This is a genomic window from Flavobacterium granuli (assembly GCF_031456055.1).
GTDB lineage: Bacteria > Bacteroidota > Bacteroidia > Flavobacteriales > Flavobacteriaceae > Flavobacterium > Flavobacterium granuli_A.
The window spans coordinates 413,930-440,805 of sequence record NZ_JAVDTX010000005.1; the positions used below are offsets into that span (position 1 = coordinate 413,930).

At 32.6% G+C, this 26,876-nt stretch carries 28 protein-coding genes; 18 read left to right on the forward strand and 10 right to left on the reverse strand.

Annotated features, from left to right (window positions below; translation table 11 throughout):
* Positions 1-64: 64 nt before the first annotated feature.
* From pta to dnaK, 4 genes are all read right to left on the reverse strand, one after another.
* The gene (gene pta / locus J2W95_RS12750; protein WP_310007574.1) at positions 65-2,158 is read right to left on the reverse strand and encodes a phosphate acetyltransferase; all 2,094 of its coding nucleotides are present in this window, start codon (positions 2,156-2,158) and stop codon (positions 65-67) included.
* Positions 2,159-2,267: 109 nt separating this feature from the next.
* Positions 2,268-3,338, reverse strand: a complete 1,071-nt coding sequence (corA, locus tag J2W95_RS12755) for a magnesium/cobalt transporter CorA (RefSeq protein WP_310007575.1) — start codon at positions 3,336-3,338, stop codon at positions 2,268-2,270.
* Positions 3,339-3,444: 106 nt separating this feature from the next.
* Positions 3,445-3,975, reverse strand: coding sequence for a DUF6252 domain-containing protein (locus J2W95_RS12760; RefSeq protein WP_310007576.1), 531 nt, complete (start codon positions 3,973-3,975; stop codon positions 3,445-3,447).
* Between the two features lie 181 nt (positions 3,976-4,156).
* A complete protein-coding gene (gene dnaK / locus J2W95_RS12765; RefSeq protein ID WP_310007577.1) occupies positions 4,157-6,040 on the reverse strand; it encodes a molecular chaperone DnaK in 1,884 nt (627 codons plus the stop codon).
* A 416-nt stretch (positions 6,041-6,456) separates the two neighbouring features.
* Between dnaK and J2W95_RS12770 the strand changes: the two genes are divergently transcribed.
* The 4 genes from J2W95_RS12770 (at position 6,457) to J2W95_RS12785 (ending at position 9,447) form a co-directional block, all read left to right on the forward strand.
* The gene (locus tag J2W95_RS12770) at positions 6,457-7,140 is read left to right on the forward strand and encodes a 2'-5' RNA ligase family protein (protein ID WP_310007578.1); all 684 of its coding nucleotides are present in this window, start codon (positions 6,457-6,459) and stop codon (positions 7,138-7,140) included.
* 98 nt (positions 7,141-7,238) lie between these two features.
* Positions 7,239-7,697, forward strand: a complete 459-nt coding sequence (locus J2W95_RS12775) for an outer membrane beta-barrel protein (RefSeq protein ID WP_310007579.1) — start codon at positions 7,239-7,241, stop codon at positions 7,695-7,697.
* Positions 7,698-8,235: 538 nt separating this feature from the next.
* The gene (rlmH, locus tag J2W95_RS12780; protein ID WP_310007580.1) at positions 8,236-8,709 is read left to right on the forward strand and encodes a 23S rRNA (pseudouridine(1915)-N(3))-methyltransferase RlmH; all 474 of its coding nucleotides are present in this window, start codon (positions 8,236-8,238) and stop codon (positions 8,707-8,709) included.
* 264 nt (positions 8,710-8,973) lie between these two features.
* On the forward strand, positions 8,974-9,447 hold the full coding sequence (locus tag J2W95_RS12785; RefSeq protein WP_310007582.1) for a CHRD domain-containing protein: 474 nt from the start codon (positions 8,974-8,976) through the stop codon (positions 9,445-9,447).
* A gap of 67 nt (positions 9,448-9,514) precedes the next feature.
* Here J2W95_RS12785 and J2W95_RS12790 read toward each other — a convergent pair whose 3' ends face one another.
* The gene (locus J2W95_RS12790; RefSeq protein ID WP_310007584.1) at positions 9,515-10,138 is read right to left on the reverse strand and encodes a hypothetical protein; all 624 of its coding nucleotides are present in this window, start codon (positions 10,136-10,138) and stop codon (positions 9,515-9,517) included.
* Positions 10,138-10,959: a dihydropteroate synthase gene (gene folP / locus J2W95_RS12795; protein ID WP_310007586.1), complete on the reverse strand. Its 822-nt coding sequence runs from the start codon at positions 10,957-10,959 to the stop codon at positions 10,138-10,140. The genes J2W95_RS12790 and folP overlap by 1 nt, the downstream gene beginning before the upstream one ends.
* Before the next feature lie 87 nt (positions 10,960-11,046).
* Between folP and J2W95_RS12800 the strand changes: the two genes are divergently transcribed.
* The 5 genes from J2W95_RS12800 to J2W95_RS12820 all read left to right on the forward strand — a co-directional run bounded on the left by J2W95_RS12800 (position 11,047) and on the right by J2W95_RS12820 (position 15,379).
* Positions 11,047-11,586 carry a DUF1599 domain-containing protein gene (locus J2W95_RS12800; protein WP_116797824.1) on the forward strand — a complete coding sequence of 180 codons (540 nt, stop codon included), beginning with the start codon at positions 11,047-11,049 and terminating at the stop codon, positions 11,584-11,586.
* 59 nt (positions 11,587-11,645) lie between these two features.
* Positions 11,646-12,746: a BT_3928 family protein gene (locus J2W95_RS12805; protein ID WP_310007590.1), complete on the forward strand. Its 1,101-nt coding sequence runs from the start codon at positions 11,646-11,648 to the stop codon at positions 12,744-12,746.
* A gap of 307 nt (positions 12,747-13,053) precedes the next feature.
* Complete coding sequence (locus J2W95_RS12810) at positions 13,054-13,566, forward strand: TlpA family protein disulfide reductase (protein WP_310007592.1); 513 nt, start codon at positions 13,054-13,056, stop codon at positions 13,564-13,566.
* Positions 13,567-13,638: 72 nt separating this feature from the next.
* Positions 13,639-14,391, forward strand: coding sequence for a triose-phosphate isomerase (tpiA, locus tag J2W95_RS12815; RefSeq protein WP_310007594.1), 753 nt, complete (start codon positions 13,639-13,641; stop codon positions 14,389-14,391).
* Positions 14,392-14,581: 190 nt separating this feature from the next.
* Positions 14,582-15,379 carry a hypothetical protein gene (locus J2W95_RS12820; RefSeq protein ID WP_310007596.1) on the forward strand — a complete coding sequence of 266 codons (798 nt, stop codon included), beginning with the start codon at positions 14,582-14,584 and terminating at the stop codon, positions 15,377-15,379.
* Positions 15,380-15,802: 423 nt separating this feature from the next.
* On the opposite strand, the gene J2W95_RS12825 is transcribed toward J2W95_RS12820, so the two are convergent.
* On the reverse strand, positions 15,803-17,464 hold the full coding sequence (locus J2W95_RS12825; RefSeq protein ID WP_310007598.1) for a tetratricopeptide repeat protein: 1,662 nt from the start codon (positions 17,462-17,464) through the stop codon (positions 15,803-15,805).
* A 457-nt stretch (positions 17,465-17,921) separates the two neighbouring features.
* Between J2W95_RS12825 and prmA the strand changes: the two genes are divergently transcribed.
* The 4 genes from prmA to J2W95_RS12845 all read left to right on the forward strand — a co-directional run bounded on the left by prmA (position 17,922) and on the right by J2W95_RS12845 (position 21,271).
* Entirely contained in the window at positions 17,922-18,755 is an 834-nt protein-coding gene (gene prmA, locus J2W95_RS12830; protein ID WP_310007599.1) for a 50S ribosomal protein L11 methyltransferase, read from the forward strand.
* Positions 18,756-18,799: 44 nt separating this feature from the next.
* Positions 18,800-19,075, forward strand: a complete 276-nt coding sequence (locus J2W95_RS12835) for an ATP-dependent Clp protease adaptor ClpS (protein ID WP_310007601.1) — start codon at positions 18,800-18,802, stop codon at positions 19,073-19,075.
* A gap of 243 nt (positions 19,076-19,318) precedes the next feature.
* Positions 19,319-20,590, forward strand: coding sequence for a sterol desaturase family protein (locus tag J2W95_RS12840; protein WP_310007603.1), 1,272 nt, complete (start codon positions 19,319-19,321; stop codon positions 20,588-20,590).
* Between the two features lie 9 nt (positions 20,591-20,599).
* Positions 20,600-21,271: a lysoplasmalogenase gene (locus J2W95_RS12845; protein ID WP_310007605.1), complete on the forward strand. Its 672-nt coding sequence runs from the start codon at positions 20,600-20,602 to the stop codon at positions 21,269-21,271.
* 103 nt (positions 21,272-21,374) lie between these two features.
* On the opposite strand, the gene J2W95_RS12850 is transcribed toward J2W95_RS12845, so the two are convergent.
* Both J2W95_RS12850 and J2W95_RS12855 read right to left on the reverse strand, forming a co-directional pair.
* Positions 21,375-21,788: a DUF6691 family protein gene (locus J2W95_RS12850; RefSeq protein WP_310007607.1), complete on the reverse strand. Its 414-nt coding sequence runs from the start codon at positions 21,786-21,788 to the stop codon at positions 21,375-21,377.
* 3 nt (positions 21,789-21,791) lie between these two features.
* Entirely contained in the window at positions 21,792-22,349 is a 558-nt protein-coding gene (locus J2W95_RS12855) for a YeeE/YedE family protein (protein ID WP_310007609.1), read from the reverse strand.
* A 128-nt stretch (positions 22,350-22,477) separates the two neighbouring features.
* On the opposite strand from J2W95_RS12855, the gene J2W95_RS12860 reads away from it, so the two are divergent.
* The 4 genes from J2W95_RS12860 to J2W95_RS12875 all read left to right on the forward strand — a co-directional run bounded on the left by J2W95_RS12860 (position 22,478) and on the right by J2W95_RS12875 (position 25,772).
* Positions 22,478-22,930 carry a 2-dehydro-3-deoxyphosphooctonate aldolase gene (locus J2W95_RS12860; RefSeq protein ID WP_310007611.1) on the forward strand — a complete coding sequence of 151 codons (453 nt, stop codon included), beginning with the start codon at positions 22,478-22,480 and terminating at the stop codon, positions 22,928-22,930.
* A 225-nt stretch (positions 22,931-23,155) separates the two neighbouring features.
* Complete coding sequence (kdsA, locus tag J2W95_RS12865; protein WP_310007614.1) at positions 23,156-23,974, forward strand: 3-deoxy-8-phosphooctulonate synthase; 819 nt, start codon at positions 23,156-23,158, stop codon at positions 23,972-23,974.
* Positions 23,975-23,996: 22 nt separating this feature from the next.
* A complete protein-coding gene (locus J2W95_RS12870; protein ID WP_310007617.1) occupies positions 23,997-24,854 on the forward strand; it encodes a hypothetical protein in 858 nt (285 codons plus the stop codon).
* Between the two features lie 57 nt (positions 24,855-24,911).
* Positions 24,912-25,772: a hypothetical protein gene (locus J2W95_RS12875; RefSeq protein WP_310007619.1), complete on the forward strand. Its 861-nt coding sequence runs from the start codon at positions 24,912-24,914 to the stop codon at positions 25,770-25,772.
* A 43-nt stretch (positions 25,773-25,815) separates the two neighbouring features.
* Here the strand turns inward: J2W95_RS12875 and J2W95_RS12880 are convergent, their stop codons facing one another.
* A complete protein-coding gene (locus tag J2W95_RS12880; RefSeq protein WP_310007621.1) occupies positions 25,816-26,166 on the reverse strand; it encodes a DUF1801 domain-containing protein in 351 nt (116 codons plus the stop codon).
* 73 nt (positions 26,167-26,239) lie between these two features.
* Here J2W95_RS12880 and J2W95_RS12885 point away from each other — a divergent pair, with 73 nt between their 5' ends.
* A complete protein-coding gene (locus tag J2W95_RS12885; RefSeq protein WP_310007622.1) occupies positions 26,240-26,869 on the forward strand; it encodes a hypothetical protein in 630 nt (209 codons plus the stop codon).
* The last annotated feature ends 7 nt before the right edge of the window (positions 26,870-26,876 follow it).

The following is a 26,876-nucleotide window of genomic DNA, read 5'->3' on the forward strand; positions in this document are numbered from 1 at the left end:
TAAAGATTGAAAAATTAAAGATTAATTTTAAATTATTAGATATTTCAATCTTTAAATTAAAAAGTTACATTTCCTGTGCCTGAATGGCTGTAATCACTACTGTATTAATAATATCATCAATGGTACAACCACGGCTTAAGTCATTTACAGGTTTGTTCAACCCTTGCAACATTGGACCAATTGCCAATGCTCCCGTCTCTCTTTGAACTGCTTTGTATGTATTGTTTCCAGTGTTCAAATCAGGAAAAATCAATACGCTGGCACGACCGGCCACTTCGGAATTTGGCATTTTACTTTGTCCTACTTCTAAGTCAACAGCTGCATCATATTGTATTGGTCCTTCGATTTTAAGGTCAGGACGTTTTTGTTTTACAATTTCGGTTGCTGTTCGTACTTTTTCCACTTCATCCCCTTTTCCAGATGAACCTGATGAGTAAGACAACATGGCAATCTTTGGTTCAATTCCAAAAGAAATACTTGAATCAGCAGATGAAATTGCTATTTCAGCCAATTGTTCTGCAGTAGGATTCGGATTGATAGCACAATCTCCAAAAACAGAAACACGATCTTCCAAACACATAAAGAATACGGATGACACTACCGAAGAGTTTGGTTTAGTTTTAATGAACTGTAACGCTGGTAAAATAGTATGCTGTGTCGTATGAGCAGCACCAGAAACCATTCCGTCTGCATGACCTTTGTACACCATCATCGTACCAAAATAAGAAACATCTTCCATTAAATCCTTAGCCATTCCAAGAGTTACATTTTTGGCTTTACGCAACTCATAATATGTATTTACATAATCTTCATAATTTTCAGACTCAATCGGATTGATGATTGGCACTTTATTAAAATCAAAGTCCAAGCCTAATTCGGCCACTTTACTTTCTATTTGCTTTTTGTTTCCAATAATAGAAATATCTACTACATCCATCGCCAATAAACGAGAAGCAGCAATAATAATCCTTTCATCGCTTCCTTCCGGCAAAACAATATGCTTTCTATGCGCTTTGGCTCTTTTCACCATATTATATTGAAACATCTTAGGAGTCATTCCTTCTGCTTCAAAAGCATTAAACTTATCAATCAACGAATCCAAATCAACATATTTGTCAAACGTATTTATTGAAGTTTCAATTTTTTGAATGTTTTTGGCATAAATTTTTGGTTTAATATTTCCAATTTGATTGGCAATATGATAAGTTCCTCCTTCCACAGTAATGATTGGAACTACTGATGATAAACCTTCAATTAATTTCAAAATACTGTCTTCTGGAATTATATTTCCAGTTAAAACAATACCAGAAACGGTAGGATAATTAGCAGACTCATTTGCCTGCAATGCTCCTAAAATAATATCAGCTCTGTCTCCCGGAGTGATGATAAGATTATTTTCTTTTAGGTGTAATAAATAATTACACAATTGCATCGCACCAATGCTATAACTATTCACTTGATTATTTAAATATTCCTGACCAAACAAAATTTTGGCATCCAATACTTCTACAATTTCTTGCATAGTCGGATTATTCAAACTACCGATTAAAGGAATCGAATTGATAAGAACAGATTCAGGCAAATTTTTCTGCAATCCTGTAGTTACCAATTCAAGATTTTCAGGTTGCACTTTATTTGCAATTACCGCTAATACTTCGACTTCTTTTACCTTAAATGAATTATGGGCTAAATTCAAATTATCAATTAATTCCTCCAAGGTTTTCCCTTCTCCAGAACCAACAATGATAGTAGGTATTCCAAGGTTTTTGGCAATCAGAACATTCATATCCAGCTCTATAACGGTGCCTTCTCCTGTAAAACTGGTTCCTTCGACCAAAATAAAATCAAAACGGTCTTCCAGTTTTTTATATTTTTCAATAATCAAATCAACAACGTCTCCTAATTTTCCATTGTTTTTTTTCTTGATTAATTTACTTTTAGTAATCGCATAAGCATCTTCATATTGAATATCTAAATCAAAATAAGATATAACCATCTCGATGTGAGTATCCTTTTTTCCCTGTTCATAATCTTCAATCACAGGCCTGAAATAACCTACTTTGGCAGTCTTTCCCAACAACATCCTCAATAACCCCAAGGTAATTATTGTCTTACCACAATTCTCCTCAATCGTTGCGATATATATAGCTTTTTTCATATTCATACTTTTAAAATTTAAACGCTTTATACAAAATTATATATTTAATTTTCTTCCAAATATGACCAAAATCAGCTTTAAATAATAAACTACTATTTGCTCAATAAAATCAAAACCATCTTCGTCTTTTAAAATAAAAAATCATTCCACTTACCACCAAGAACATAAAACCCACAACATAATAGTAACCATAGTGGTTTCTCAATTCGGGCATATTATCAAAATTCATACCATAAACCCCTACAATGAACGTAAGCGGAATGAATATCACCGAAATAACGGTCAGTGTTTTCATAATCTCATTCATCTTATGAGCTTGTGCTGCAAAAAAGAAGTTAGACGCGCTTTCCAAAGCCCCCATATCAGACTCTATTTGTTCCAAAAGTTCCAAACATTTTTGGTGTAAACGACTAAAAAAACTAAAATTATCAGTTTCAATCTCATTAAATACATCATCCTCCTGAATGCTTTTGATTTCATACAAAGAATCCCTAAGCGGAATAATGGAACGTTTCAAGAAATTAAAATTATCCCTATGCTTTTCAATTTTCTCCAAAATAATAGGGTCAGCACTATTTTTTGTGAAATCAATTAAATCTTCTACTTTGTCTTCTTCATTCTCAAGCGTTATATAAAAATTTCCAATAATGGCATCCAACAAAATAAACAATAGGTAGTCCGCTTTTTTCGAGCGCACAATTCCAGAATTGGTTCGAATACGTTCCCGGATGTGTGTAAAAAAATCACTTCTTTTTTCTTGAAATGAAATCAAGATTCCTTTTTTTAGCAAAAAACTAATTTGTTCTGCCTTTATTTCATCAGAGTCTTCCAATGGTAACAATGACTTTATGTTAAAAAACAAAACATCTTTCTCTTCCTCAAGTTTCGTTCTTTTGGTTGTATTCAAAATATCAGCCAACATAAAATCATCTATATTGAAATGATCTGCAATTTCCTTAAGTAAATCAATATTGGTCAATCCGTGAACATTTAACCAATTTATCTTAGTGAAATTAATGTGCTTTTCCAAAAAACTAATAGGCGCATTCTCATATTCTTCTACAGTACAATCGTCATAAACAAACAATTGCATCTCAACCTCTTTATTTTTGTGTAAACCTGTATATTCTAGCGTATATGGTTGTAATCGTTTACCTTTCTTATATTTAATCTTTCTCATAAAATAATTTGTATAGTAATATTACAAAAAAAAATAATGTATTTGACTTTAAAGCATAAAAAACCGAGCTATTGCTAGCTCGGTTTCTATTAATATTTTTTTTTTACTATTCAGTTATAACTGTATAAGTCAAATTTGTAAAAACACCGTTAGTAACATTAACAACATCTGGAGTCACAATTATTGTTTGTATCATTCCTCCTTTTTCATTTTGAAAACTAAATGTTCCCGAGATAGTTTTCTTATCTGTATCAATAGCGGTAATTGTGAGTTGACCACTTACCGGCAAATGCTCAGTATAAGTATTGGCACCATCTATATAAGAATTTAGAAATAAAGCATTACCCAGTTCAAATGAATAAGGATGAACAGGCATTCCCTTTATTGTTGTTAAATCACTTGAAATCGCCAATGCTAACATTTGTTTTCCATCTTGGGCACTTATATCAAATCGTTGTTCCTCTAAACTTGCTGATTGTATTAATGAAACATTAATAATTTTTGTTCCTATCCACGGCGTTCCATTAATTGTAGCAGTTATTGAACCTGTTGTCGCGCTTTCTGAATCTTCGTCTTTACTACATCCAACAAAAACTAAAGACATAACTAATAATCCAATTCCAATGATTTTCTTCATAATAATTTTACATTTATTTTAACAAATAAAAAACTATTATTTTAAAAAACCAAGAAAAAATACATAATTAATAACGTACTAATATTCAATCATCCAAACAAAAAAACCGAGCTATTACTAGCTCGGTTCCCCATTTATTATGTTGCAAAAAAGCATTGTGATACTTCTCTAAGAGAAATAATTATTTTACTTCTTCGAATTCAACGTCTTCAACATTGTCTCCTTGTGCTTGAGCTTGCGGCTCTGCAGCAGCTTGACCTTGTTCTCCTTGAGCGTACATAGCTTCAGTAGCTGTTTTCCAAGCTGCGTTGATGTTGTCAAGAGCAGTTTGAATTGCAGGAACGTCTTGAGATTGGTGAGCCATTCTCAATTCAGTTAATGCATATTCTACAGCAACTTTATGATCATCAGCTAATTTAGCTCCAAGTTCTTTCAATTGAGTTTCAGTTTGGAAAATCATTGAGTCAGCCTCATTAATTTTCTCAGCTTTAGCTCTTAAAACTTTATCAGACTCAGCGTTAGCTTCAGCATCTTGTTTCATTCTTTCGATTTCTTCAGAAGTCAATCCAGAAGAAGCTTCGATACGAATGTCATGAGATTTTCCAGTTCCTTTGTCAGTAGCAGTTACTTTGATGATACCATTAGCATCGATGTCAAAAGCAACTTCGATTTGTGGAACTCCTCTTGGTGCTGGTGGAATACCATCTAAGTGGAAACGACCGATAGTTTTGTTATCAACAGCCATTGCTCTAGCTCCTTGCAATACGTGAAGCTCAACAGATGGTTGAGAATCAGAAGCAGTAGAGAATACTTGAGCTTTTTTAGTTGGGATAGTTGTGTTAGCCTCAATTAATATAGTCATAACACCACCCATAGTTTCGATACCTAAAGATAAAGGTGTAACGTCAAGTAACAATACATCTTTTACATCTCCAGAAAGAACTCCACCTTGAATAGCTGCTCCAATTGCAACAACTTCATCAGGGTTAACTCCTTTAGACGCTTTTTTACCGAAGAATTTTTCAACTTCTTCAACGATTCTTGGGATACGAGTAGAACCTCCTACCAAGATAACTTCGTCAATATCAGAAACAGATAAACCTGCATTTTTCAACGCTTTAGCAACTGGTGCCATAGAACGTTTTACTAATGAGTCAGTTAATTTTTCAAATTGAGCTCTAGTTATTTTTTTAACTAAGTGTTTTGGTCCTGAAGCTGTAGCAGTTACGTATGGTAAGTTAATTTCAGTTTCTGCAGAAGATGATAATTCAATTTTAGCTTTCTCAGCAGCTTCTTTGATACGTTGTAATGACATTGGGTCAAGACGTAAATCGATACCTTCTTCAGCTTTAAATTCGTCAGCTAACCAGTCAATAATTGTATGGTCAAAATCATCTCCTCCTAAGTGAGTGTCTCCATCAGTAGACAATACTTCGAAAACTCCGTCTCCTAATTCAAGAACAGAGATATCAAAAGTACCTCCTCCTAAATCGTAAACAGCAATTTTTTGATCAGTTCCTTTTTTATCTAATCCATAAGCAAGTGCAGCTGCAGTTGGCTCATTGATGATACGCATAACTTTAAGACCTGCAATTTCACCAGCTTCTTTTGTAGCTTGACGTTGTGCATCATTAAAGTAAGCAGGAACAGTAATAACTGCTTCAGTAACTGTTTGACCTAAATAGTCTTCAGCAGTTTTTTTCATTTTTTGAAGTGTCATAGCTGACAATTCTTGTGCAGTGTATAAACGACCGTCAATATCCACACGTGGAGTATTGTTGTCACCTTTAACTACAGAATAAGGAACTCTTTTTGCTTCTTCAGTGATTTCAGCAAAAGAATGTCCCATAAAACGTTTGATAGAAGCAATAGTCTTAGTTGGGTTAGTTACTGCTTGTCTTTTTGCAGGATCACCCACTTTAATTTCTCCACCTTCAACAAAAGCGATGATAGATGGTGTTGTTCTTTTTCCTTCAGCATTAGGGATTACTACTGCTTCATTACCTTCCATTACAGAAACACAAGAGTTTGTTGTACCTAAATCAATTCCGATTATTTTACCCATTTTTAATATATTTAATTTTTATTGTATACTTATTTTAACGGCTCGAAGACACTAAAGCAATCTTTATGCCAATATAAAAAACAAAGTAAATTGTCAGTTTATAAAACAACTGACATAAAATCATATGACAAACTGACATTTTGAAAATCATTTGGGCAAGACCACATTAGAAAAAGGTGCCAAATTCAGCACACGCATATTCTGCCCCTTTCCCTAATGTGGTCGGGCTATCCGCGCTACTTCGGTAGCTTGCTTCAAACGAAGTTCACTGAACTCCGATGAAAATAAAAACATAGTGAAGTAATCCCTCTTGCAATCCTAACATCATTAATCTGTGCCAGAAATTCAAATTTGACATACCTTTATATCCAAATACTACCAGCAATTAATCAAATAGTCAAATTAGAAAAACCAACATGAATCTGAAGGAGCATTACGATCGTCTTTACGCCGATTCTATAGAAAAGATAAAAAACGATTATTATTCAATAGACAATCTTATTGATTCTTCTTCCGATAATCGATTTGGAATTACGGTATTAATCAGACCTTCAGTTGATATTAAAAATAAAATTCAAGATTTTCTAGACGAACTTAAAAAAAATAATCCAAATCAATATTACTACCCTAATTCAGACATTCACGTTACGGTTCTATCCATTATATCATGTCACGACGGATTTGATTTGAAAACTATTTCAATTCCTGAGTATCAAAAAATCATTCAAAAAAGTATCGAAGACATAAAGGATTTAGAAATTCATTTTGAAGGAATCACAGCATCCAACTCTGCCATAATGATTCAAGGATTTATGAGTAATGATTCTCTGAACCAATTGAGGAATAATCTAAGGATAAATTTTAAGAATTCTGGGCTTCAACAAAGTATTGACAGTCGTTATGCTATTCAAACCGCTCATTCTACAGTAATGAGATTTAGAGAAAAAATCATAGACAAAGAATCCCTATTAATAACTTTAGAAGAATATAGAACTTTTGATTTTGACAAATTCAAAGTCGAAAATATAGAACTCGTGTATAATGATTGGTACCAACGATATCATTTCGCCCAACAATTACACTCATTTGTGTTGAAATAAATCATTATTCAAAGTGAATAAAAATAAGCGAATTATCTTAATAGAATTAATAAAAAATTTACTTATATTTGTTTTAAACCTTTTAAACATAGAACATTATGAGAAAAATGACTTTATTATTCGTTTTTGCCTTATCGTTTAGTTTTGCAAGTGTATTTGCACAAGCCAGAAAAGAACTAAACTTTGGTTATATAGGAATTAATTATGAAATTCCTATTCATAAGGATATTACAATTGCTCCGGGAGCAAGTACCAATTCAAGTATCGATTTTTTAACTGTAGGAGTTAAGGCCAATTATTATTTCGATAATTTATTTGGAATTTCAAATGCTGCCTGGGATGTATACGGTGGAGCAAATGCTGGATACGCTTTTTGGATTGGGGACGACCATGATAACGGCGCGGGAAATGATGACAAACACGATGATGATTTCGACATTGGAGGTCAATTTGGAGTACGTTGGTTTTGGAATGATAAATGGGGAGTTTATGTAGAAGGATCTTACGGAAGCCATACTGATTTTACTCCTCAAATAGGACTTACAATGAAGTTATAATAATTACAACCTTGGTATATCAAAAAATGCTTGAGATTTTTCTCAAGCATTTTTTGTATTATATCATTACAAAAAATTGATAATCAATATTAATCATATAAACTAAAAGGAAAGAATTAAAAAAATAAAGGCTAAGAGCATTGATAAAAAATTTAATCTTCACAGGATTTAGAATTACTGTAATAATAAAACCTCCCTTTGATATTAAAAATAAAAAAAGACAATCCAAACCAATATTTTATAACCATATTCAAAACTTCAAGATTTGTTTTAAAATTATGAAGAATCCATAAAATCAACAAAGCCGCTGGCACACTGCCCAAAGTTAACCAGCCGATAATAACCAATTAATATTTTTTTTCTTGTAATGAACATAAACACATCCAGATTTGGCAATGGCTGCATACAATAAATCAGTACCAACTACAGGGGATGGCGGAATTCCAAACCTCAATAATAATTGTATTACTAACCGCTATTTTAAACGATGAAAAAACAAAGTCCTTTTGTAACTTTGTCACATTGAAATAAAACCAAGATGAACATCAAACTTATCGCAATCGGCAAAACCGACAATAAAGCATTACAAACCTTAATTGACGATTACACCAAACGATTGTCTTTTTATATCAAATTTGATTTGGAAATTATTCCTGATATCAAAAACGTAAAAAACCTATCTGAAAGTCAGCAAAAAGAAAAAGAAGGTGAACTTATTTTATCTAAAATCACTCCAACAGATCAACTCATTTTATTGGATGAAAACGGAAAAAACTTTTCCAGCGTTGCCTTCTCAACAGAATTACAAAAGAAGATGAACTCAGGCGTAAAAACATTGGTCTTCGTAATTGGTGGTCCTTACGGATTTTCGGAAACTGTTTATGCCAAAGCGAATGGCAAAATTTCACTCTCGTTAATGACATTTTCACATCAAATGGTGCGTTTGTTTTTTATAGAACAATTGTATCGCGGGTTTACCATTTTAAGAAATGAGCCTTATCACCATCAGTAGAACTTGCAGGCTGAATTCTATTTTACTATTTTATTAAATACACCGCTTCAAATCCGAATTTAAACTCCAACTTTCAGGTATAAAATATCAAATTAACAACACTATTAAAGATACATGTAAAACATTATTCTTCAGTATTTTATACCTCAAAAAGAAACTAAATTAAAAATAAAATCGTAAATTTAATATGATTTTATTAAATCTCAATAAAATTTAATAAATGTATTTTTTTAATCTTTTGTTAACTCTAAAAAATACATAATCATGAAATCTTTACTTAGTTTTTTAGCAATTTTGTTCTTGTTCTTTATTGGACTTTCTTGTTCCAATAGTGATGACGATCCGGCACCTACTCCTACACCCACTCCAGTAATTGTGACTTTTGAAGCTACGTTGACTCCAGTAGCTGGCACAGGTTCAATGGCATCTGGAAAAGCAACACTCAAATTTAACCAAACTGCCAAAACATTTGAAATTACGGTAACCTATACAGGAATAATGCCTACACACGGTCATATCCATGCAGCCGATGGAGCAATAGTATTCCCATTTTCTGATGCAACTGTTGCAACCACTCCATTTACTCTGTCTTTTGCAATAAACGACGCCCAAATAGTTGAACTTATGGCAAATCATTATTATGTAAACTTACATACCGAAGCCTTTCCTAATGGAGAAATAAGCGGAACACTTAGTAAAACTGGCACTTCTGGCGGAGGTGGTGGTGGTGGTTACTAACATCTTCTCTTCAAGAAAAGTAAAGCCTTTCTAGTAAAAATAGAAAGGCTTTTTTTTTAAAACAAAATCAATAAATAAATTCTTCTTCCAAAACAGCATTTTTTTTCAGTATTGCATCCACAAAAACTTTTTGTTGTACATAATTCCCATAACTGCTGTTCCTATCAAAACAAAATCTTATTTGATCTGATTTGTCCTCTAAATTATTGATATGCTTTTTCAAATCATTTTTTAAAACCAATTCATTATTGAGTTTGATTGTTCCTTCCTTAGCAAAATAAATAATTATTCCATTTTTTGGTTTTCCCATTTTATAATACACATTAGTGAAGGGAATAAAGGCCAGATTTTTGCCAATCGAATCTGCATATGAATAATAATTTTGGGCAGCTTCATTCTTATGAGCAGTATCTCCCCGCTTTTTGTCTTGCAATTTTATCACTTCTGGAACAACCAAACGCAAAGGCAAACGCTTGTCAATATTCAAAACCCAATTGGTTGTACCAATACTGTTTTTTCTGTTTACTTCTGCCAAGGTATCTTTTCCTTTTACTCTAAAAAAAATGTAAATAGGAGATAAATCCACAACTTCTTTTACAATAGTTCGATCAGCCTTTGGCAATAAAATATCTTCTTTATTACCGCAGGAAAAACAAAATAATAACGCAATCCCAAATAAATATTTCATCATTAATTCAATTTATTAAATAATCGAACGCATTCAACCGCTTCTTTCACATCATGAACTCTAAGTATTTTTGCTCCTTTGGTCAACGCAATGGTGTTCAAAACTGTAGTGCCGTTTAGTGCCATTTCAGCGTTTGTTTCCAATGTTTTGTAAATCATTGATTTCCTAGAAATCCCAACTAACAAAGGTAATTCTAACATTTGAAACAACTCTATATTTTGCATCACAGCATAATTTTGCTCCAGTGTTTTAGCGAAACCAAAACCGGGATCCACAATCAAATCGTTTATACCAAGTGCTCTTGCAGCCGCAATCCGTTCCGAAAAATAGAACAGCACTTCCTTAATTATATCTTCATATTGAGTTAGTGTTTGCATTGTTTGTGGCGTTCCTTTCATGTGCATCATGATATAAGGAACCTGAAACTTTGCAATGATTTCCAGCATTTTATCATCCAATTTACCTGCTGAAATATCATTGATAATTGCAGCTCCGTTTTCGATACAAATCTTTGCAACTCCTGCCCGAAAAGTATCGATTGACAATATAATCTCCGGAAAATGTTTTTGAAGTAAATTCACAACAGGAATAATTCTCGATATTTCCTCTTCTTCAGAAACAAACTCGGCATTGGGCTTGCTTGAATACGCTCCAACATCAATAAAATTGGCTCCTTCTCTGAACATTTTTTCAACTCTTTCTAGAAGTTCTTTTTCATTTTTATACTTCCCACCATCGAAAAAAGAATTGGGAGTTATATTCAAAATCCCCATCACTTTTGGCGTGGACAGGTCAATAAGTTGTCCTTTACAATTTATAGTCATTCCAATTTGGTTTTAAAAACTTAAAGTTCTGCATTCAAAAAAATTATTCTTATTTTTGGTGCAATTTTATACAAATATACACCAATAATGAAGAATACTTCACAAGAATACGACAAGGTAATTGCCATTTGCCGCACACTTTTTATCAATAAAATGAAAGATTACGGTAGTGCTTGGCGCATTTTGAGACTTCCTTCCCTAACTGATCAAATCTTCATAAAAGCCCAAAGAATAAGAAGCTTACAAGAAAATGAAATTCGAAAAGTCGATGAAGACGAAACCGGAGAATTCATCGGTATTATTAATTATTCAATTATGGCCTTGATTCAACTGGAATTGGGTGTGGTGGACCAACCCGATTTGGAAACCGAAAGAGCAACCCAATTGTATGATGCCAAAGTAGCTTTGACCAAAGAATTGATGGAAAACAAAAACCATGATTATGGAGAAGCATGGCGTGATATGCGCGTAAGTTCACTTACTGATTTGATTTTGCAAAAACTGCTACGTGTCAAACAAATTGAAGACAATAAAGGAAAAACTATCGTCTCAGAAGGAATTGATGCCAATTATCAGGATATGATTAATTATTCTATTTTCGCATTGATTTTGATGAACAAAAAATAACTTTCACGAAATTTCACATAACATTTCTAAAGGAATACTATCAAAAACATACCCCAAAAATGAAAAACATTATTACACAATTTTCCAGAATATTTGTTGGAATCCTATTCATAATCTCCGGATTAATTAAACTAAATGATCCTGTAGGTTTCTCATACAAACTAGCGGAATATTTTAGCGAACCGGTTTTCAACATGCCTGTTTTTGTTCCTTTTTCGTTGGCTATAGCCTTATTTATAGTTATCTTGGAAGTAGTTTTGGGTGTAATGTTGCTCATTGGTTACAAATCAAAATTGACGATTTGGCTTTTATTGCTTTTAATCATAAAATTCACTTTCCTTACTTTCTATTCTGCTTATTTTGATGTGGTAAAAGACTGTGGCTGTTTTGGAGATGCCTTACATCTTACACCTTGGCAATCATTTACAAAAGACATTGTCTTATTGTTCTTTATATTGATTCTGTTTGTAAACATGACATTGATAAAACCTCTATTTGCAAATAAAATTCAAAATAGTCTAGTTATATTATCCGCAATTTTGTGCTCTTTTATGGGCTATTGGGTAATTAATCATTTGCCATTAAAAGATTTCCGTGCTTACAAAATAGGAAACAATGTCCAAAAAGGAATGGAAATTCCTGAAGGTGCACCAAAATCCGTTGTTGAAATGATTTTCATCTACAAAGTAAATGGCGTTGATAAAGAATTTACGGAGAAAGATTTAGCTAATATTCCAGCTGAAGCGACTTTTGTAGACAGAAAAGATAAAGTAATCACAGAAGGCTACGTTCCTCCTATCCATGATTTTGTAATGGAAAAAGACGGATCCGATTATAAAGAAGAGCTTTTACAGGAACCTAAATTATTGATGGTTGTTGCTTATGACTTGGCTCTTGCCAATACAGACGGGCTTGCCAAAATAGAGCAAATGAGTAAAAAGGCCGCCGCAAAAGGATATAAAACAATTGGAATGACCGCTTCTACACCAGAAGAAATTTCAAAAATTAAAAAACAATACGGTATCACTTTCGATTTTTATTTCTGTGATGCTATTCCATTAAAAACTATTGAAAGAGCCAATCCAAGTTTTGTGATTCTTCAAAAAGGAACTATAAAACAAAAAGTACATTACAACGATACTGAAGATTTAGCTTTTTAATTTTAGTTAAAATAACAAAACATCAATCAACCTTGCAGAAATTTCATTTTTCTGCAAGGTTTTTTTTTGACCTTGCAAGAAAATCAATAAAAAATAAATCATAAAAAAATATCAACTATAACGATATTGTTGGATATTTTGAAGTTTTTCTCATTAAAATTCCAAAATCAGTTTACCTAATTTAGATTTCTTTGGTTAACTTTGTGATAACTAATTTTTAAATGAAATTGCTATGATTCCAAAATACCAAAAAGGAATCAAGGAATAGAGATTTCATATTTCAATAAAAAACAAGTATTAACTTCATATGAAAAAAACCGCCCTTTTAATTATTGCTTTTGCAACATTTTCTTGTACTAAAGCTCAGAAAACTGAATCCACAAAAAATGCATTTTCCGAAACAGCACTCTCCCAAACATTATTAGCAACAGACGGAAATCAAGTAAAATTTGAAGATATCCTGAAAAACCAAAAAGGAAAAATTACTTTGATAGAAGTTTGGGCTTCTTGGTGTGGAGATTGTGTAAAAGCAATGCCAAAATTAAAAGAACTTCAAGCTAATAATCCAAAGGTTTCCTATGTATTTCTTTCGATGGATAAAACTGCCGATAAATGGAAAGCAGGTATCGAAAAACACGAATTAAAGGGTTCTCATTTTATGGCTAACGATGGTATGAAAGGTGTTTTCGGAAGTGCTATTGACTTGGATTGGATTCCAAGATATATCATTATCGACAAAAAAGGAAAAATTGTCCTTTATCGCGCCATTGAAACCGATTTTGATAAAATAAACGAAGAACTAAAAAAATTGCAGAAGTAATTTTTAATAAAAATTACATTGGCAAATTGAGAAATGAATTAATCACAAAATAAAACTATAAATACGACAAAAATGAGAAAGAAGATTGTTGCAGGAAACTGGAAAATGCATAAAAATGCAGCGCAAACTAAAGAATTATTAAATGAATTATTAACTCAAATTCCAGCTGAAACTTCTGCACATGTAATTGTTGCTCCAACATTTGTGAACTTAGCTTCGGCAGTAGAAAACTTAACACATTCCAATATAGCAGTTGCTGCACAAAATTTACACCAAGCAGAAAGTGGTGCTTTTACAGGCGAAATATCAGCAGATATGCTTAAAGGTGTAGGTGTAAAAACAGTAATTTTAGGTCACTCAGAGCGTAGAGCTATTTTTCATGAAACTGACGCTTTAATTGCAAGTAAAGTAGATACAGCTTTGAAACACGATATGACTGTAATTTTTTGTTTTGGTGAAGAATTAAAAGATCGTCAATCTGGAAATCACTTTAATATTGTTGAAAACCAATTGAAAGATGGTTTATTCCACATAGAAGCTAAAGATTGGGAAAAAATTGTATTGGCTTATGAGCCAGTTTGGGCTATTGGAACAGGAGAAACTGCTTCTCCAGAACAAGCACAAGATATGCACGAATTCATTAGAGAAACAGTTCGTAAAACTTTCGGAAGCGATATCGCAGAAGATGTTTCTATTCTTTACGGAGGAAGTGTAAAACCAGACAATGCAAAAGAAATTTTCTCTAAACCTGATGTTGATGGTGGACTTATTGGTGGTGCTGCCCTAAATGCCAAAGATTTCATTACTATTGTAACATCTATCTAAAAATTGGAAAATATGTTTCCTCTTTCCAAGAGTTGAAACACTTTTTTAAATATCACAAAAACCTGTTCAAATAAATGAGCAGGTTTTTTTTTATCTATTCATAATCTTACTTAAAGATAAATTTGAAATTCTTGAATAAATCCTCGAAATTTGCCACCCTCAAATACTTACAATAACCTAGAAAAATCAAATGGGAATCCAAAAAAAAATTAAAACAAAATCAAATAAAATATGGCAAAAATGGTCCATTGCCTTCCGAATTATTCCAGTACTTCTTTTTGTAGCATTACTTAAATTTTTATCCCATTATTTTGAGTTAGAAATTCTCGAATTAAACGCTCTTTTTACCAGTTTAATCGCCGGAACTATTTTCCTAATTGGTTTTCTTATTAGCGGAGTTCTTTCGGATTATAAGGAAAGTGAAAAACTACCAAGTGAACTTTCGGCGTCCATGAAATCCTTATATGATGATGCTTATACCATTTACAAAGGCAAGAATTCTCAAAACGCATTTCAATTTATAGCGTTTCAAAAAACATTTACTACTTTTTTGATGGACTGGTTTTACAAAAAAGAAACCACTGCATCCATATTGGATAAAATAAGTCAAATGAATGATTTTATCATTGAATTAGACAACGAAGGCATACAACCAGGATATCTCATAAAAATAAAAAATGAGCAAAACAACATTCGTAAAATGATATTACGAATTGACACCATCAGAGAAACTAACTTTATCGGTTCGGCTTACGCAATTCTGGAAGCAATGGGATTTTTGATTGCGTTATCACTAATTATCATTAAAATTGAGCCTTTCTATGTTGCCTTATTTTTCACTTTACTCGTAACCTTTTTGATCTCCTATATGTTTTTATTAATAAAAGATCTTGACAATCCTTTTGACTATGCCGAAAATGGGGAAAGCGGAACTGAAATTTCATTGAAACCTATTCATGACCTCATAAACGTGTTCAAAAAGTTATAGAACAAATTCAAAAAATCAATACCTAAAAGCGGTTCAAAATCATTTGTACCGTTTTTTTTTACCAATAAAAATAGTTTGGCATCATTATTGAAAAGTACTAAACACAAAAGGTTTAAAGTTACAGACTGGGTAATAATCAATGCAAACGGGAATTTGTAAAAGGAAGTTTATTACTCGGTCTTATTAAAAACCATAATAATTAAGAATGTTTTTTTGTTTGCTCTATAAAGTAAAATCTTTATATCCAAAAGGCTTCAAGAAACTTTACATCGAAATTAATTAAGCCCGATTTGCCCCAAATCGAAAACAAAAAAGGAAACAATGTTTCCTTTTTTTTGTTTATAGGAATTAATTAAAATCCATAAAAAAAACCAATGACTTAGTCATTGGTTTTTTTGGCGATTAAATATTTATTTCAATGTGTTATCTCAATGCTTTTAATTGTTCAGCCGCATATTGATTAGTAGGATCAATAATAAGCGTTTTATCAAAATTATCTTTCGCTTTAACCTTATCTGTATCGGCATAAATAATACCCAAATTATTATAGGCTTCCACTAATTTAGATTTCATTTTTTTAAGCTCTTCAGAATCCCTTTTATTAGCTGTTGTGATGAAATCTTCATAATTCTTCGCTACCAGTGTACTATTTTTAAGCAAAACTTGAATTCTTGCTTTAAAAAGATAAGCATCTTGTGTAGTTGGCGAAGCTGCGATAATTTTACCTAATGCACCATCGGCTTTATTTAATTGTTCTATTTGTAGTGGACTCAAATTTTCAAGACCATTGCAAGACCAATATATTGCAGAAGCAAAATAGAAATTATCCAATAAATATGATTTTATTTCTGGGTTAGCAATTGCAATTTCATAAACCGAAGCACTTTGAACATATAATTTTTTCTCGTACAATTTTTTTCCAAAATCCGAAAGTTCACCGGCAATGGCAGGACTCATCTCAAATGATTTCTTCAAATCTAAAATTCCATTATCAATAAGCGAGTTATCAATTGGAGTCAATGACAATGCTTTGTTCAATTTTGAAGCTCCCAAATAATAATAATCTCTTCCAATTACCCTATTAGTAGGAGTGGAAACAAATGAATTTAACGAGCTTATAGCCGTATCAAAATTATCATTATGATATGCAGAGTAGCCCAAATAACGATAGATTCTTGGATTTACTTTATCTAGTTTACTCATTTCATTAGCCTCTGTCTCAAGTGCTTTGTAATCTTTTGCAAGAATAAGAAAATCGGCATGACGCATACGAGATTCCAATGAATAATCCGTTAAGGACATATATTTTTCATAAAAAGCCAATCCTTTTGAGATGTGATCGTTGTACTTTCCTGCATCATTTAAAGCCCAAAGATATTGAGTCTCGGCAAGCTCACGATACACAGGTCCGTAATTAGCATTTAATGCAATTACTTCGTCAAACGCAGTTAATGCAACTTTAAAATTATGAGCATTCTTGATTAAAGTCCCCAATCCCATTTTGGCTCTAAGAAGAGAATCGTCTAACCTAAAAGCTTCACGGTAGCAATCATAAGCTTCGTTTTGTTTTTTATTAAATTTATAGGCATCACCCAAAGCCAATAGCACATCTGTATTCTTTGGGTCAATCAATCTGGATTTACTTAAAATCTCAACTGCTTTTTTGTAATTCGGATTTTCTGAATAGGTATAGGCTTTACCAATATAAACAGTTTCTTCCAAATCTTTTTTGCTGCTATTTTTTGTAGCTAATGCAAAATTGCTTTCTGCTTCTGCAGTATTCCCTTTGTCCAGAGCGATATAGCCCAATCCTATATAATTAAAATTTCCTTTGCTAGAACATGCAATTCCAGCATCAAAATGTTTTTGGGCAGCTTCATAATCTCCTTTCAATAGATAAACATTGCCCAAAAGAAATTTAGCATAACCATCTGTAGGTTTTGAGGCTGTTATGGCTTCCAAAGTGTTTTTTGCTACTTCGTACTGTTCAGCATCGATAGCATTTTTTGCTTGTTTTATATCCTGAGCATGACCAATAAAAACAGAAAATAGTGTTGCAACGGCATAAATAAAAACTTTTTTCATGATAGATTTATTAATTAAAATATTAAAAAGTAGTGCGTTAAATTGAATTAAAACAGTTGTACAAATATAAAAAAATATTAAATAAATTCAGCATAATTAAACTTATAAATATCTAAAAATCAATTAGTTATATTTTTAAAACATGATAAAAATCATTTTTTTATATCTCAAAAAAAAGTATAACCATGTAATAATTGAATAAAAAAAATTGTAAAGCGATGCTTGTTAGATACTTAATAAAAAACTTAACCTTTCATTTTTAATTAATTTACAAAAACCTTGCCATTCTATATCGATGTAAATAAATGAGAAGTAATCTTAATGCAAAGTGAAGTTCTTTTTGCTTTTTTTTCCTCAAATACTTCAGAAAAACTAGGCTAAAAGACATTCTATCAAAATATTTTTAAAATTCAAAAAAGGATTGCATCCTATTGTTACCTTTGCAAAAAAAACAAACATGTCAAATATTTATATAGGGTATCATTTTTCAATTGAACCAAAGGAGTTAGGGTCAGAAATATTAATTGCCGAATTGGGTGAAAAAGCTTTTGAAAGTTTTACCGAAACCGAAACTGGAATATCTGCTTTTGTACAAAAAGACCTTTGGGACGAAACGATATTAGAAGACATTCAAATATTACAATCGGAAGAATTCAAAATCAATTATACTTTTGAAGAAATCGAACAAGTAAATTGGAATGAAGAATGGGAAAAGAATTTTGAACCTATCGATGTAGAAGGAAATTGTCATGTACGTGCACCATTCCACCCAAAAACGGATGCAGAATTTGATATTGTAATCGAACCTAAAATGAGCTTTGGAACGGGACATCATGAAACCACACACATGATGATTCAGCATTTATTGGAAATGGATGTTACTGGCATGAAAACATTGGACATGGGTTGTGGTACAGCAATTCTTGCCATTCTTGCCGAAATGAAAGGAGCTCAACCTATAGATGCTATTGATATTGACAACTGGTGTTACCTAAACTCCATTGAAAATGCCGAACGCAACAATTGTAAACACATAACAGTTTACGAAGGAGATGCTGCTTTATTAAAAGACAAAAAATACGATTTAATTATAGCCAACATCAACAGAAACATTTTGTTAAACGATATGCAAAGTTATGTTGACTGTTTAAACGCAGGCGGAACCATATTATTTAGCGGTTTCTACGAAGAGGACATCCCTTATATTGATGCATCTTGCACTGAAAAAGGATTAACTTATGTAAAAAAGTTTCAAAGAAACAACTGGGTATCAATAAAATACGTAAATTAGTATTTCCTATTTTATAAATCAACAAAGTACAAAAACCTAAAAGAATGAGTACAATAGAGAAAGTAAAAGAAAGAACCCGAGAAAAGGAAGCAACAACCAAGAACAATGAAATAATAGTTTACAATGATGATGTAAACACATTTGATCATGTTATTGACACTTTAGTTCGTGTTTGTGGGCACACTCCTATTCAAGCAGAACAATGTTCATTGATTGTACATTACAAAGGGAAATGCACCGTAAAAACGGGAGAATATGATAAATTAAGAGTTCAATGCTCTAGATTACTTGAAGCTGGTTTAACTGCCGAAATAATCTAAACTATACAATACTATTTCCAAAAATTAGTTATTGATGAAACCTATTTGAGAAAGTACAATCTCAAGTAGGTTTTTTTATGCTTTCTCAGTACTAGAACTAATTTTAGACCTCAAAATTCTTTCCAAATACTCCATTACACTTCAAATCTTCATTATTGAATATTTAAAACTACTTATAAAAAAATAGCAAAAAATTTAAATTTATAAACAATTATTCTATATTTGAAAAAAAATCCCCCTCAAATGGAAGAATACGGTAAAATACTAGTTTTTGTTATGCCTGTTTTTTTGACTTTAATTATAATAGAAAAAATATACGGCCATTATAAAGGAGAAGACACTGTTCCAAACATGGATTCGGTTTCCAGTATCAGTTCAGGAATGGTTAATTCTGTCAAAGATGTACTAGGACTTAGCATTACATTGGTCACTTATGAATGGTTTGAAACCAAATTTTCCATAATTCATTTGGAGGCTAATGTTTGGGCATATATCATTGGATTTATTGTCATTGATTTTTACGGGTATTGGAGCCATCGCCTGTCTCACCAAATTAATTTTTTATGGAACAAACACGCAATTCATCATAGTAGTGAAGAATTTAATTTAGCTTGTGCTTTACGCCAAACAGTTTCGAGTTTTGTAAATCTATTTACATTTCTATTGATTCCAGCGGCACTATTGGGAGTACCACCAAGAGTAATTGCGATAATACTGCCTATACATTTGTTTTTACAGTTTTGGTACCATACCAAACACATCAAAAAAATGGGTTTTCTAGAACAAATACTCGTTACACCTTCACATCACCGAGTTCATCATGCGATCAACCCTATTTATATGGACAAAAATCATTCGCAAATATTCATTATTTGGGATAAAATTTTTGGTACTTTTCAGGAAGAATTAGATTCAGCCCCCCCAGTTTTTGGTATTACGAGACCGGCACAAACTTGGAATCCCTTTCGCATTAACTTCCAGCATTTATGGTTATTGATTACCGATGCTTGGCGTGCCGAAAAATGGATGGACAAACTCACTATTTGGTTCAAACCCACAGGTTGGCGACCAGAAAACTTCGAAGAGAAATACCCTGTCAATAAAATCACCGACGTCTATGCCTTTGAAAAATACGGAACGCAACATTCCAATAAATTAATGTATTGGTCATTATTTCAAGCCATATTCACTTTGTTACTCATCACTTATATGTACAATTCGATTGCAATTATTGGTTTACCAAACGTATTTATTTACGGTGCTTTTATATTCCTAAGCGTTTACAGCTACACCGAATTGATGGATACTCGAAAAATTTCATTGTTATGGGAAGGAATCCGATTTTTAATAGGAATCGCAATCATCACCTATCTCGGTGATTGGTTTGGTATGAATATACTTTTCCCTTTTGCCTCTACCATCATAATTGGGTATCTCGTTTTATCATTATTGGTCACATTTTATTTTGTAAACACCAATTTTGATGGAGAAAAATCAATTATAGCAACTTCTTAAAAAAAATCTATGCAATCATCTTTACTTCTTAAAACCTACATCGGTTTTACAATTATTTACCTAAGTATTCTCTTTCTCAACTTAGAAGGTTTTGACTTCTATATGAAACCTGTTTTACTTCCTCTTTTAATGGGAGCAGTTATAGTTTCGGAAGGTTTTCCAACCAAAAATATCCTTCTAACCGCATTGACTTTTTCCTGGATAGGCGATATTATTTTGCTTTTAACAGATAGAGGAGAACTCTATTTCATCTTAGGATTAGTAGCTTTTCTAATATCGCATTTGGTTTATATTGCCCTTTTTAGCAAACAAAAAAACACTAGAACCATCGAAAACAAAACCATATTCTGGATTGGTGCACTAGCCATAATTGCCTATTTTGTTTTAATGATAGGTACTTTATTCCCTAAACTAGGACCTTTAAAAATTCCGGTTTTGGTCTATGCACTCGTGATTACGACTATGCTTTTCTTTGCTTTCAAAGGCAATTTAAAATGGGCGATTCCAGCAAATAATTACATTCTTATTGGTGCTATTGTATTTGTAAGTTCTGATAGTATTTTGGCTTTCAACAAGTTTTACGCTCCAATTGCACACGCTTCATTTTACATTATGGCAACCTATTGCTTGGCACAATATTTAATAGTCGCGGGGATTTTGAAGTTGAATTCCAAAACATAAAATAATATTTAGGCCGTGCCAACAGAAAACAAGATATTCGTTCCAAAAAAAAAAGCATTTTCTAATTTAGAAAATGCTTTTTTTTTAGAATGAGTTTTAATAATTAATGTGGCAATTTACTTTTTAAAGCACCATAAATAATTGTCCCAATTAATGCTCCAACAAGTACGATTACTACAGGCATAAATCCTGCTCCTATCAGTATAAAAATTGGTCCCGGACAAGAACCTACCAATGCCCAACCCAATCCAAAAGAAATCCCTCCAATAAAATATCTGGCATTTCCTTTATCTTTATCCTTGATTACAATTGGTAAACCGTCGATGTCCTTGATATTATTTCTTTTGATAATCTGAACACCAACAACTCCTGTTGCTACAGCAACCCCAATTATTCCATACATGTGAAAGGATTGAAATTGAAACATTTCATAAATACGGTACCAAGAAACCGCTTCCGACTTGGTAAGCACGATTCCAAAAAGGAATCCAACGAGAAAATATTTTAATAATTTCATAATCTAAAAAAGTAAGGGTAATAAAAAGTGAGCCATAATCAGTCCGCCAATAAAGAAACCTATAACTGCTTTCAACGAAGGCAATTGTAAATTACTCAATCCCGAAATTGCATGTCCTGATGTACATCCTCCGGCATAACGCGTTCCAAAACCTATCAAAATACCACCACCAAGAAGTATCAAAATACTTTTGGGTGATTGCCAAATTTGTTCTCCAAATAAAGCTTGTGGCATTAACTGACCATTGGGAGCATCAATTCCCATTTGAGAAAGTTGTGCAATTGTTGTTGGGTTAATAGCAACATTAGTAGGGTCGCTCATAAAATGAACAGCTACAAAACCTCCTACCATAGCACCCAAAACCACTACAAAATTCCAACGATTCGCTTTCCAGTCAAAATTAAAATACTCAATACGCTTTCCTAATCCAGTCATAGAACATAAAGACTGAAGATTAGTCGACATACCAAAATTCTTTCCGAAATAAATCAGAGAAAGCATAACTGCTCCGATTAAAAACCCCGAAACATACCAAGGCCATGTTTGAAAAATAATATTCATATCGTTACTTTTTTAGCAAAGATAAAAAGGGGAAAGCAATTCTAATGTGAGAAATGTTACATTTGTATTAAAAACAATCTTCATTGTAGTTTAACCTTAAATTTTGAATCAGATCTAATTCTAAAAACATGAAAAAAACGGTTCTTCTTATCACTATACTTCTTGCTATGATTTCTTGCGGAAGTATCAAATCATCTTTGAAAAACGTAGACAATAACGCCCCTGTCCCTGTTGTGGGCAAAAACAATGCCTTTATAATTACTCAATACAGCAAAGACAAAAAATACGGTTATGATAAAGACTATCCTATCAATATTTTTTACAAAGGCACCAAAAATGACACCATCAACCAAAAATATTTCTTGAACGCCTTGGCAGGACCAAAAGGAGAAAAAATAACTTATAAAAAATTGGAAAACTGCTGCCCATTTCCAACCAAAACTAGCGATATGGGTGCTGGATTTCTTGATGTGTACGAATTGACTTGGGAAGGTTTGAAAAAACCAATCATCTTGTATTTGAATATCTACGAAAGAGGTCAATTGATGGTTCCGCTAGGTCTTAGTTTGAAGAAAATATAATTAAAAATGCTACTGCCCTAGCCCCGATTACTTCACTTAACTTTATTTTAATTGGAGTTCAGTGAACTACGTTTGAAGCGGTATCCCACGCTTTTGGGCGTGGATACAAGCGGATAGCGGGAAATAGCTCCAAACTACCACTATGATCCTTCTAAAAATAAATTTGAAATCTAATTAGGAAATCGCAAAATCGAACTACCTTTGCACTTTCAAAAAATATACAATATGAACATACAACATATTCCACAAATCAAACATACTGAGAGCGGTAACTTCTTTTTATTGGCTGGTCCATGCGCTATTGAAGGTGAAGAAATGGCAATGAGAATTGCAGAAAAATTAGTAGGCATAACAGATAAATTACAAATTCCTTATGTTTTCAAGGGATCTTTCAAGAAAGCAAATCGTTCTAGAATAGATAGTTTCTCTGGAATTGGAGACGAAAAAGCTCTTAAAATACTAGAAAAAGTATCCAAAACTTTTGGTGTACCTACTGTTACAGATATCCACACCAATGAAGATGCTGCAATGGCTGCTGAATACGTAGATGTATTACAAATTCCAGCTTTCCTTGTCCGTCAAACTGATTTAGTTGTCGCTGCTGCCAATACTGGAAAAATTGTGAACCTGAAAAAAGGGCAATTCATGAGCCCAGAAAGCATGAAACATGCGGTTCAAAAAGTATTGGACTGTAATAACCAAAACGTGATGGTGACAGATCGTGGTACTATGTTTGGCTACCAAGACATGATTGTAGATTACAGAGGTATTCCTACTATGCAACAATATGCTACAATTGTTTTGGATGTTACCCATTCATTACAACAACCAAATCAAACTGCAGGAGTAACTGGAGGAAGACCTGATATGATTGAAACTGTTGCTAAAGCAGGAATTGCGGTTGGTGTTGATGGAATTTTTATTGAAACTCATTTTGACCCAGCTAATGCTAAAAGTGACGGTGCTAATATGTTGCACTTGGATTACTTCGAGCCTTTGATGACTAAATTGGTTGCCATTAGAAAAACCATCAATCAATTTTAATTTAACATAGAATACCAATACATTGAAAACATTTTTATACACTATTATATTAATTCTATTTATTTCAATTAATTCATTCGCGCAGAATGACACTATAAAAAAGGAAAGATATACTGCTCACAACAAAGGAAAATTCACAATTTCGTGGGGAGGAAACAGGGATCATTTTACCGATTCTGACATAACTTTCAAAGGGAATGATTATAATTTTACCGTTGATAATGCCACAGCTCACGATAAACCAAAGGGATGGCATATCGATTACGTTAACCCGGCAAGAATGACAATACCACAAACTAATTTTAAACTAGGGTATTATATCACAGACAAATACATGATTTCTATTGGAGTGGACCACATGAAATATGTAATGACACAGAACCAAACAGCAAATATGTCTGGTGTAATTGATTATCCACTTACTCACCCAAGTTCGCAATTTAATGGTGTTTACAACGGAGATCCGACTGTAATGACAGAAGATTTCTTGATGTTTGAACATACTGATGGATTAAATTATGTTAATACCGAATTTACAAGACAAGATGATATTTCTAGCTGGTTTGGAATTAAAAATACTGATAAATTCCAAGTAAATATTAATGAGGGAGTAGGAATTGGAGTTTTATATCCAAAAACTAACACGACTCTTATGGGACAGGAAAGACATGATGCCTTTCATATTTCAGGTTTTGGAAGCTCTTTAAGAGCAGGAATCAATCTTGTATTTTTTAAGTACTTTACAATTGAAGGTTCGCTAAAAGGAGGTTATATCAATATGCCTGATATTCGTACAACAAAAAGTTCGGCCGATAGCGCATCACAAGAGTTTTTCTTTGCAGAAACCATAATAGCGTTTGGAGGTATCTTCAGATTATAATTTTTATTACATACTAAAATCTCCTCTTTTGGAGATTTTTTTAAAATAATTAACACATTGAAAACTAAATTCTCACACACTGCTTTTTTAATTCTTTTTTTTGCAATCAATATGTTTGCACAAAATGATACTATAAAAAAAGAGCTATATACCGCCCACAATAAAGGAAAATTCTTTGGACACATGGGAGGAAATAGAACTTATTACACCACTTCTGATTTACATTTTGAAGGAGATGGATACAATTTTACTGTAGAAAATGCACAATCTCATGATGTACCCAAAGGCTGGCATATTGATTATATCACTCCAGGAAAACTAACAAATTCCCAGACTAATTGGAAAGCTGGTTATTTTTTCCACGACAAATTCAATGTTTCCATTGGGGTTGATCACATGAAATATGTGATGACTCAAAATCAAACTGCAATGATTAATGGGACTATTAATTTACCTTCGACTGAAGCAGGTTCTCAATTTAACGGAACCTACAACAACGAACCAATAGATTTGACCGATGGTAAATTTTTAAAATTTGAACATACAAATGGATTAAATTATGTTTTTACTGAAGCTGCTTATTACACAGATATCTCTTCAATTTTTGGAATTACAAATACCGATATATTTCAACTAAATTTCACCCAAGGATTAGGAATGGGATTATTGGTTCCAAGAACCGATGCTACTGTTTTAGGAAAAGAAAGATATGATGAATTTCATATTTCTGGTTATGGATTCTCGGCAGATGCTGGTTTGAATTTTACTTTCTTCAAACATTATTACATACTAACCGAATTAAAAGGTGGTTATGTTAACATGACCGATGTAAGGACTACTTATACTGATGATCATGCTCAACATCATTTTTGGTACGGAGGAACAATCGTTTCTTTTGGAGCTATATTTAGACTTTAATACAATATCGAAATATCCATAAAATCTCCATCGGGAGATTTTTTTATGCATATAATTTACTAGCTTCCTTTATCACATCAACCAAAACTGCATTATCAATATCCACTAAATTATAATAACGAAGTGATTTTACGGTGTTTCTTTTTTCACCGACTAGATAGTCTTGGTTTCTCCTTAATTGAAATCCTCTTGTAAAACCAGCATCCACAAATCCCTTTTTGTGATTGGGAGCTAAATAGCAAAATGGCTTTTTCTTATAATAGAAATAAGGAATTCCCCATTTGAAATATAGCACCAACTCGGGGATTTCACGTTCAAACACACTTATTAAATGCAAGACAATTGACCTGAACTTTTCGGGCTGACGGTAGATATATTCATCAGTAATTTTCATTAAATAAAAATAATAAAAAGTATTGTTTTTCTTGAATTTTATTATTTACTTTGTGATTCAAAGTACTTTTTATATGGACGAAAAATATTTACAAGACATTAGTGACATCAAAAACATGATGAACAAATCCTCTCAGTTTATTTCTTTGAGCGGTTTGGGCGGAATAATGGCTGGAATATATGCCATGATAGGAGCTTATATAGCCCATGGAATGATTGAAAAATGCAACACTTATAATGTTAATGGTAACTATGACGATATCATTACTTTACAAAGTACGCTCTTCAGGTCAATTATTTTTATTGCTCTTGGCGTGTTATTTTTTTCAATCGTCACTGCAATATTACTTACTTACAATAAAGCGAAAAGAGAAGGCGAAACAGTATGGAATAGCACTTCAAAAAGATTGTTGACCAACTTTTTGATTCCCTTGGTAACTGGAGGAATTTTTAGCTTGTTATTATTACGAAACGGAAGCTATGGATTGATTGCGCCTGTCACTTTGATTTTCTATGGCTTGTCTTGTGTGAACGCAAGTAAATATACTCTTCGGGACGTGCGCTATCTAGGTATAACGATTGTGATTATTGGCTTATTGGCAACAGAATTCTCTGGATATGCACTAGAATTCTGGGCATTAGGTTTCGGCTTATGTCATATCGTATATGGAAGTATGATGTATTTTAAGTACGATAGGAATTAGAAAACTG

Coding starts and splice junctions, on each gene's coding strand:
- rlmH (WP_310007580.1), top strand. CDS start 8,236: ATGAACATCAAACTTATCGCAATCGGCAAAACCGACAATAAAGCATTA.
- corA (WP_310007575.1), bottom strand. CDS start 3,338: ATGAGAAAGATTAAATATAAGAAAGGTAAACGATTACAACCATATACG.
- J2W95_RS12860 (WP_310007611.1), top strand. CDS start 22,478: ATGAAAAAAACGGTTCTTCTTATCACTATACTTCTTGCTATGATTTCT.
- J2W95_RS12855 (WP_310007609.1), bottom strand. CDS start 22,349: ATGAATATTATTTTTCAAACATGGCCTTGGTATGTTTCGGGGTTTTTA.
- J2W95_RS12775 (WP_310007579.1), top strand. CDS start 7,239: ATGAGAAAAATGACTTTATTATTCGTTTTTGCCTTATCGTTTAGTTTT.
- J2W95_RS12840 (WP_310007603.1), top strand. CDS start 19,319: ATGGAAGAATACGGTAAAATACTAGTTTTTGTTATGCCTGTTTTTTTG.
- prmA (WP_310007599.1), top strand. CDS start 17,922: ATGTCAAATATTTATATAGGGTATCATTTTTCAATTGAACCAAAGGAG.
- J2W95_RS12880 (WP_310007621.1), bottom strand. CDS start 26,166: ATGAAAATTACTGATGAATATATCTACCGTCAGCCCGAAAAGTTCAGG.
- folP (WP_310007586.1), bottom strand. CDS start 10,959: ATGACTATAAATTGTAAAGGACAACTTATTGACCTGTCCACGCCAAAA.
- J2W95_RS12820 (WP_310007596.1), top strand. CDS start 14,582: ATGGGAATCCAAAAAAAAATTAAAACAAAATCAAATAAAATATGGCAA.
- pta (WP_310007574.1), bottom strand. CDS start 2,158: ATGAAAAAAGCTATATATATCGCAACGATTGAGGAGAATTGTGGTAAG.
- J2W95_RS12800 (WP_116797824.1), top strand. CDS start 11,047: ATGAAGAATACTTCACAAGAATACGACAAGGTAATTGCCATTTGCCGC.
- J2W95_RS12885 (WP_310007622.1), top strand. CDS start 26,240: ATGGACGAAAAATATTTACAAGACATTAGTGACATCAAAAACATGATG.
- J2W95_RS12770 (WP_310007578.1), top strand. CDS start 6,457: ATGAATCTGAAGGAGCATTACGATCGTCTTTACGCCGATTCTATAGAA.
- J2W95_RS12825 (WP_310007598.1), bottom strand. CDS start 17,464: ATGAAAAAAGTTTTTATTTATGCCGTTGCAACACTATTTTCTGTTTTT.
- J2W95_RS12850 (WP_310007607.1), bottom strand. CDS start 21,788: ATGAAATTATTAAAATATTTTCTCGTTGGATTCCTTTTTGGAATCGTG.
- J2W95_RS12760 (WP_310007576.1), bottom strand. CDS start 3,975: ATGAAGAAAATCATTGGAATTGGATTATTAGTTATGTCTTTAGTTTTT.
- J2W95_RS12810 (WP_310007592.1), top strand. CDS start 13,054: ATGAAAAAAACCGCCCTTTTAATTATTGCTTTTGCAACATTTTCTTGT.
- kdsA (WP_310007614.1), top strand. CDS start 23,156: ATGAACATACAACATATTCCACAAATCAAACATACTGAGAGCGGTAAC.
- J2W95_RS12805 (WP_310007590.1), top strand. CDS start 11,646: ATGAAAAACATTATTACACAATTTTCCAGAATATTTGTTGGAATCCTA.
- tpiA (WP_310007594.1), top strand. CDS start 13,639: ATGAGAAAGAAGATTGTTGCAGGAAACTGGAAAATGCATAAAAATGCA.
- J2W95_RS12835 (WP_310007601.1), top strand. CDS start 18,800: ATGAGTACAATAGAGAAAGTAAAAGAAAGAACCCGAGAAAAGGAAGCA.
- J2W95_RS12785 (WP_310007582.1), top strand. CDS start 8,974: ATGAAATCTTTACTTAGTTTTTTAGCAATTTTGTTCTTGTTCTTTATT.
- J2W95_RS12790 (WP_310007584.1), bottom strand. CDS start 10,138: ATGATGAAATATTTATTTGGGATTGCGTTATTATTTTGTTTTTCCTGC.
- dnaK (WP_310007577.1), bottom strand. CDS start 6,040: ATGGGTAAAATAATCGGAATTGATTTAGGTACAACAAACTCTTGTGTT.
- J2W95_RS12845 (WP_310007605.1), top strand. CDS start 20,600: ATGCAATCATCTTTACTTCTTAAAACCTACATCGGTTTTACAATTATT.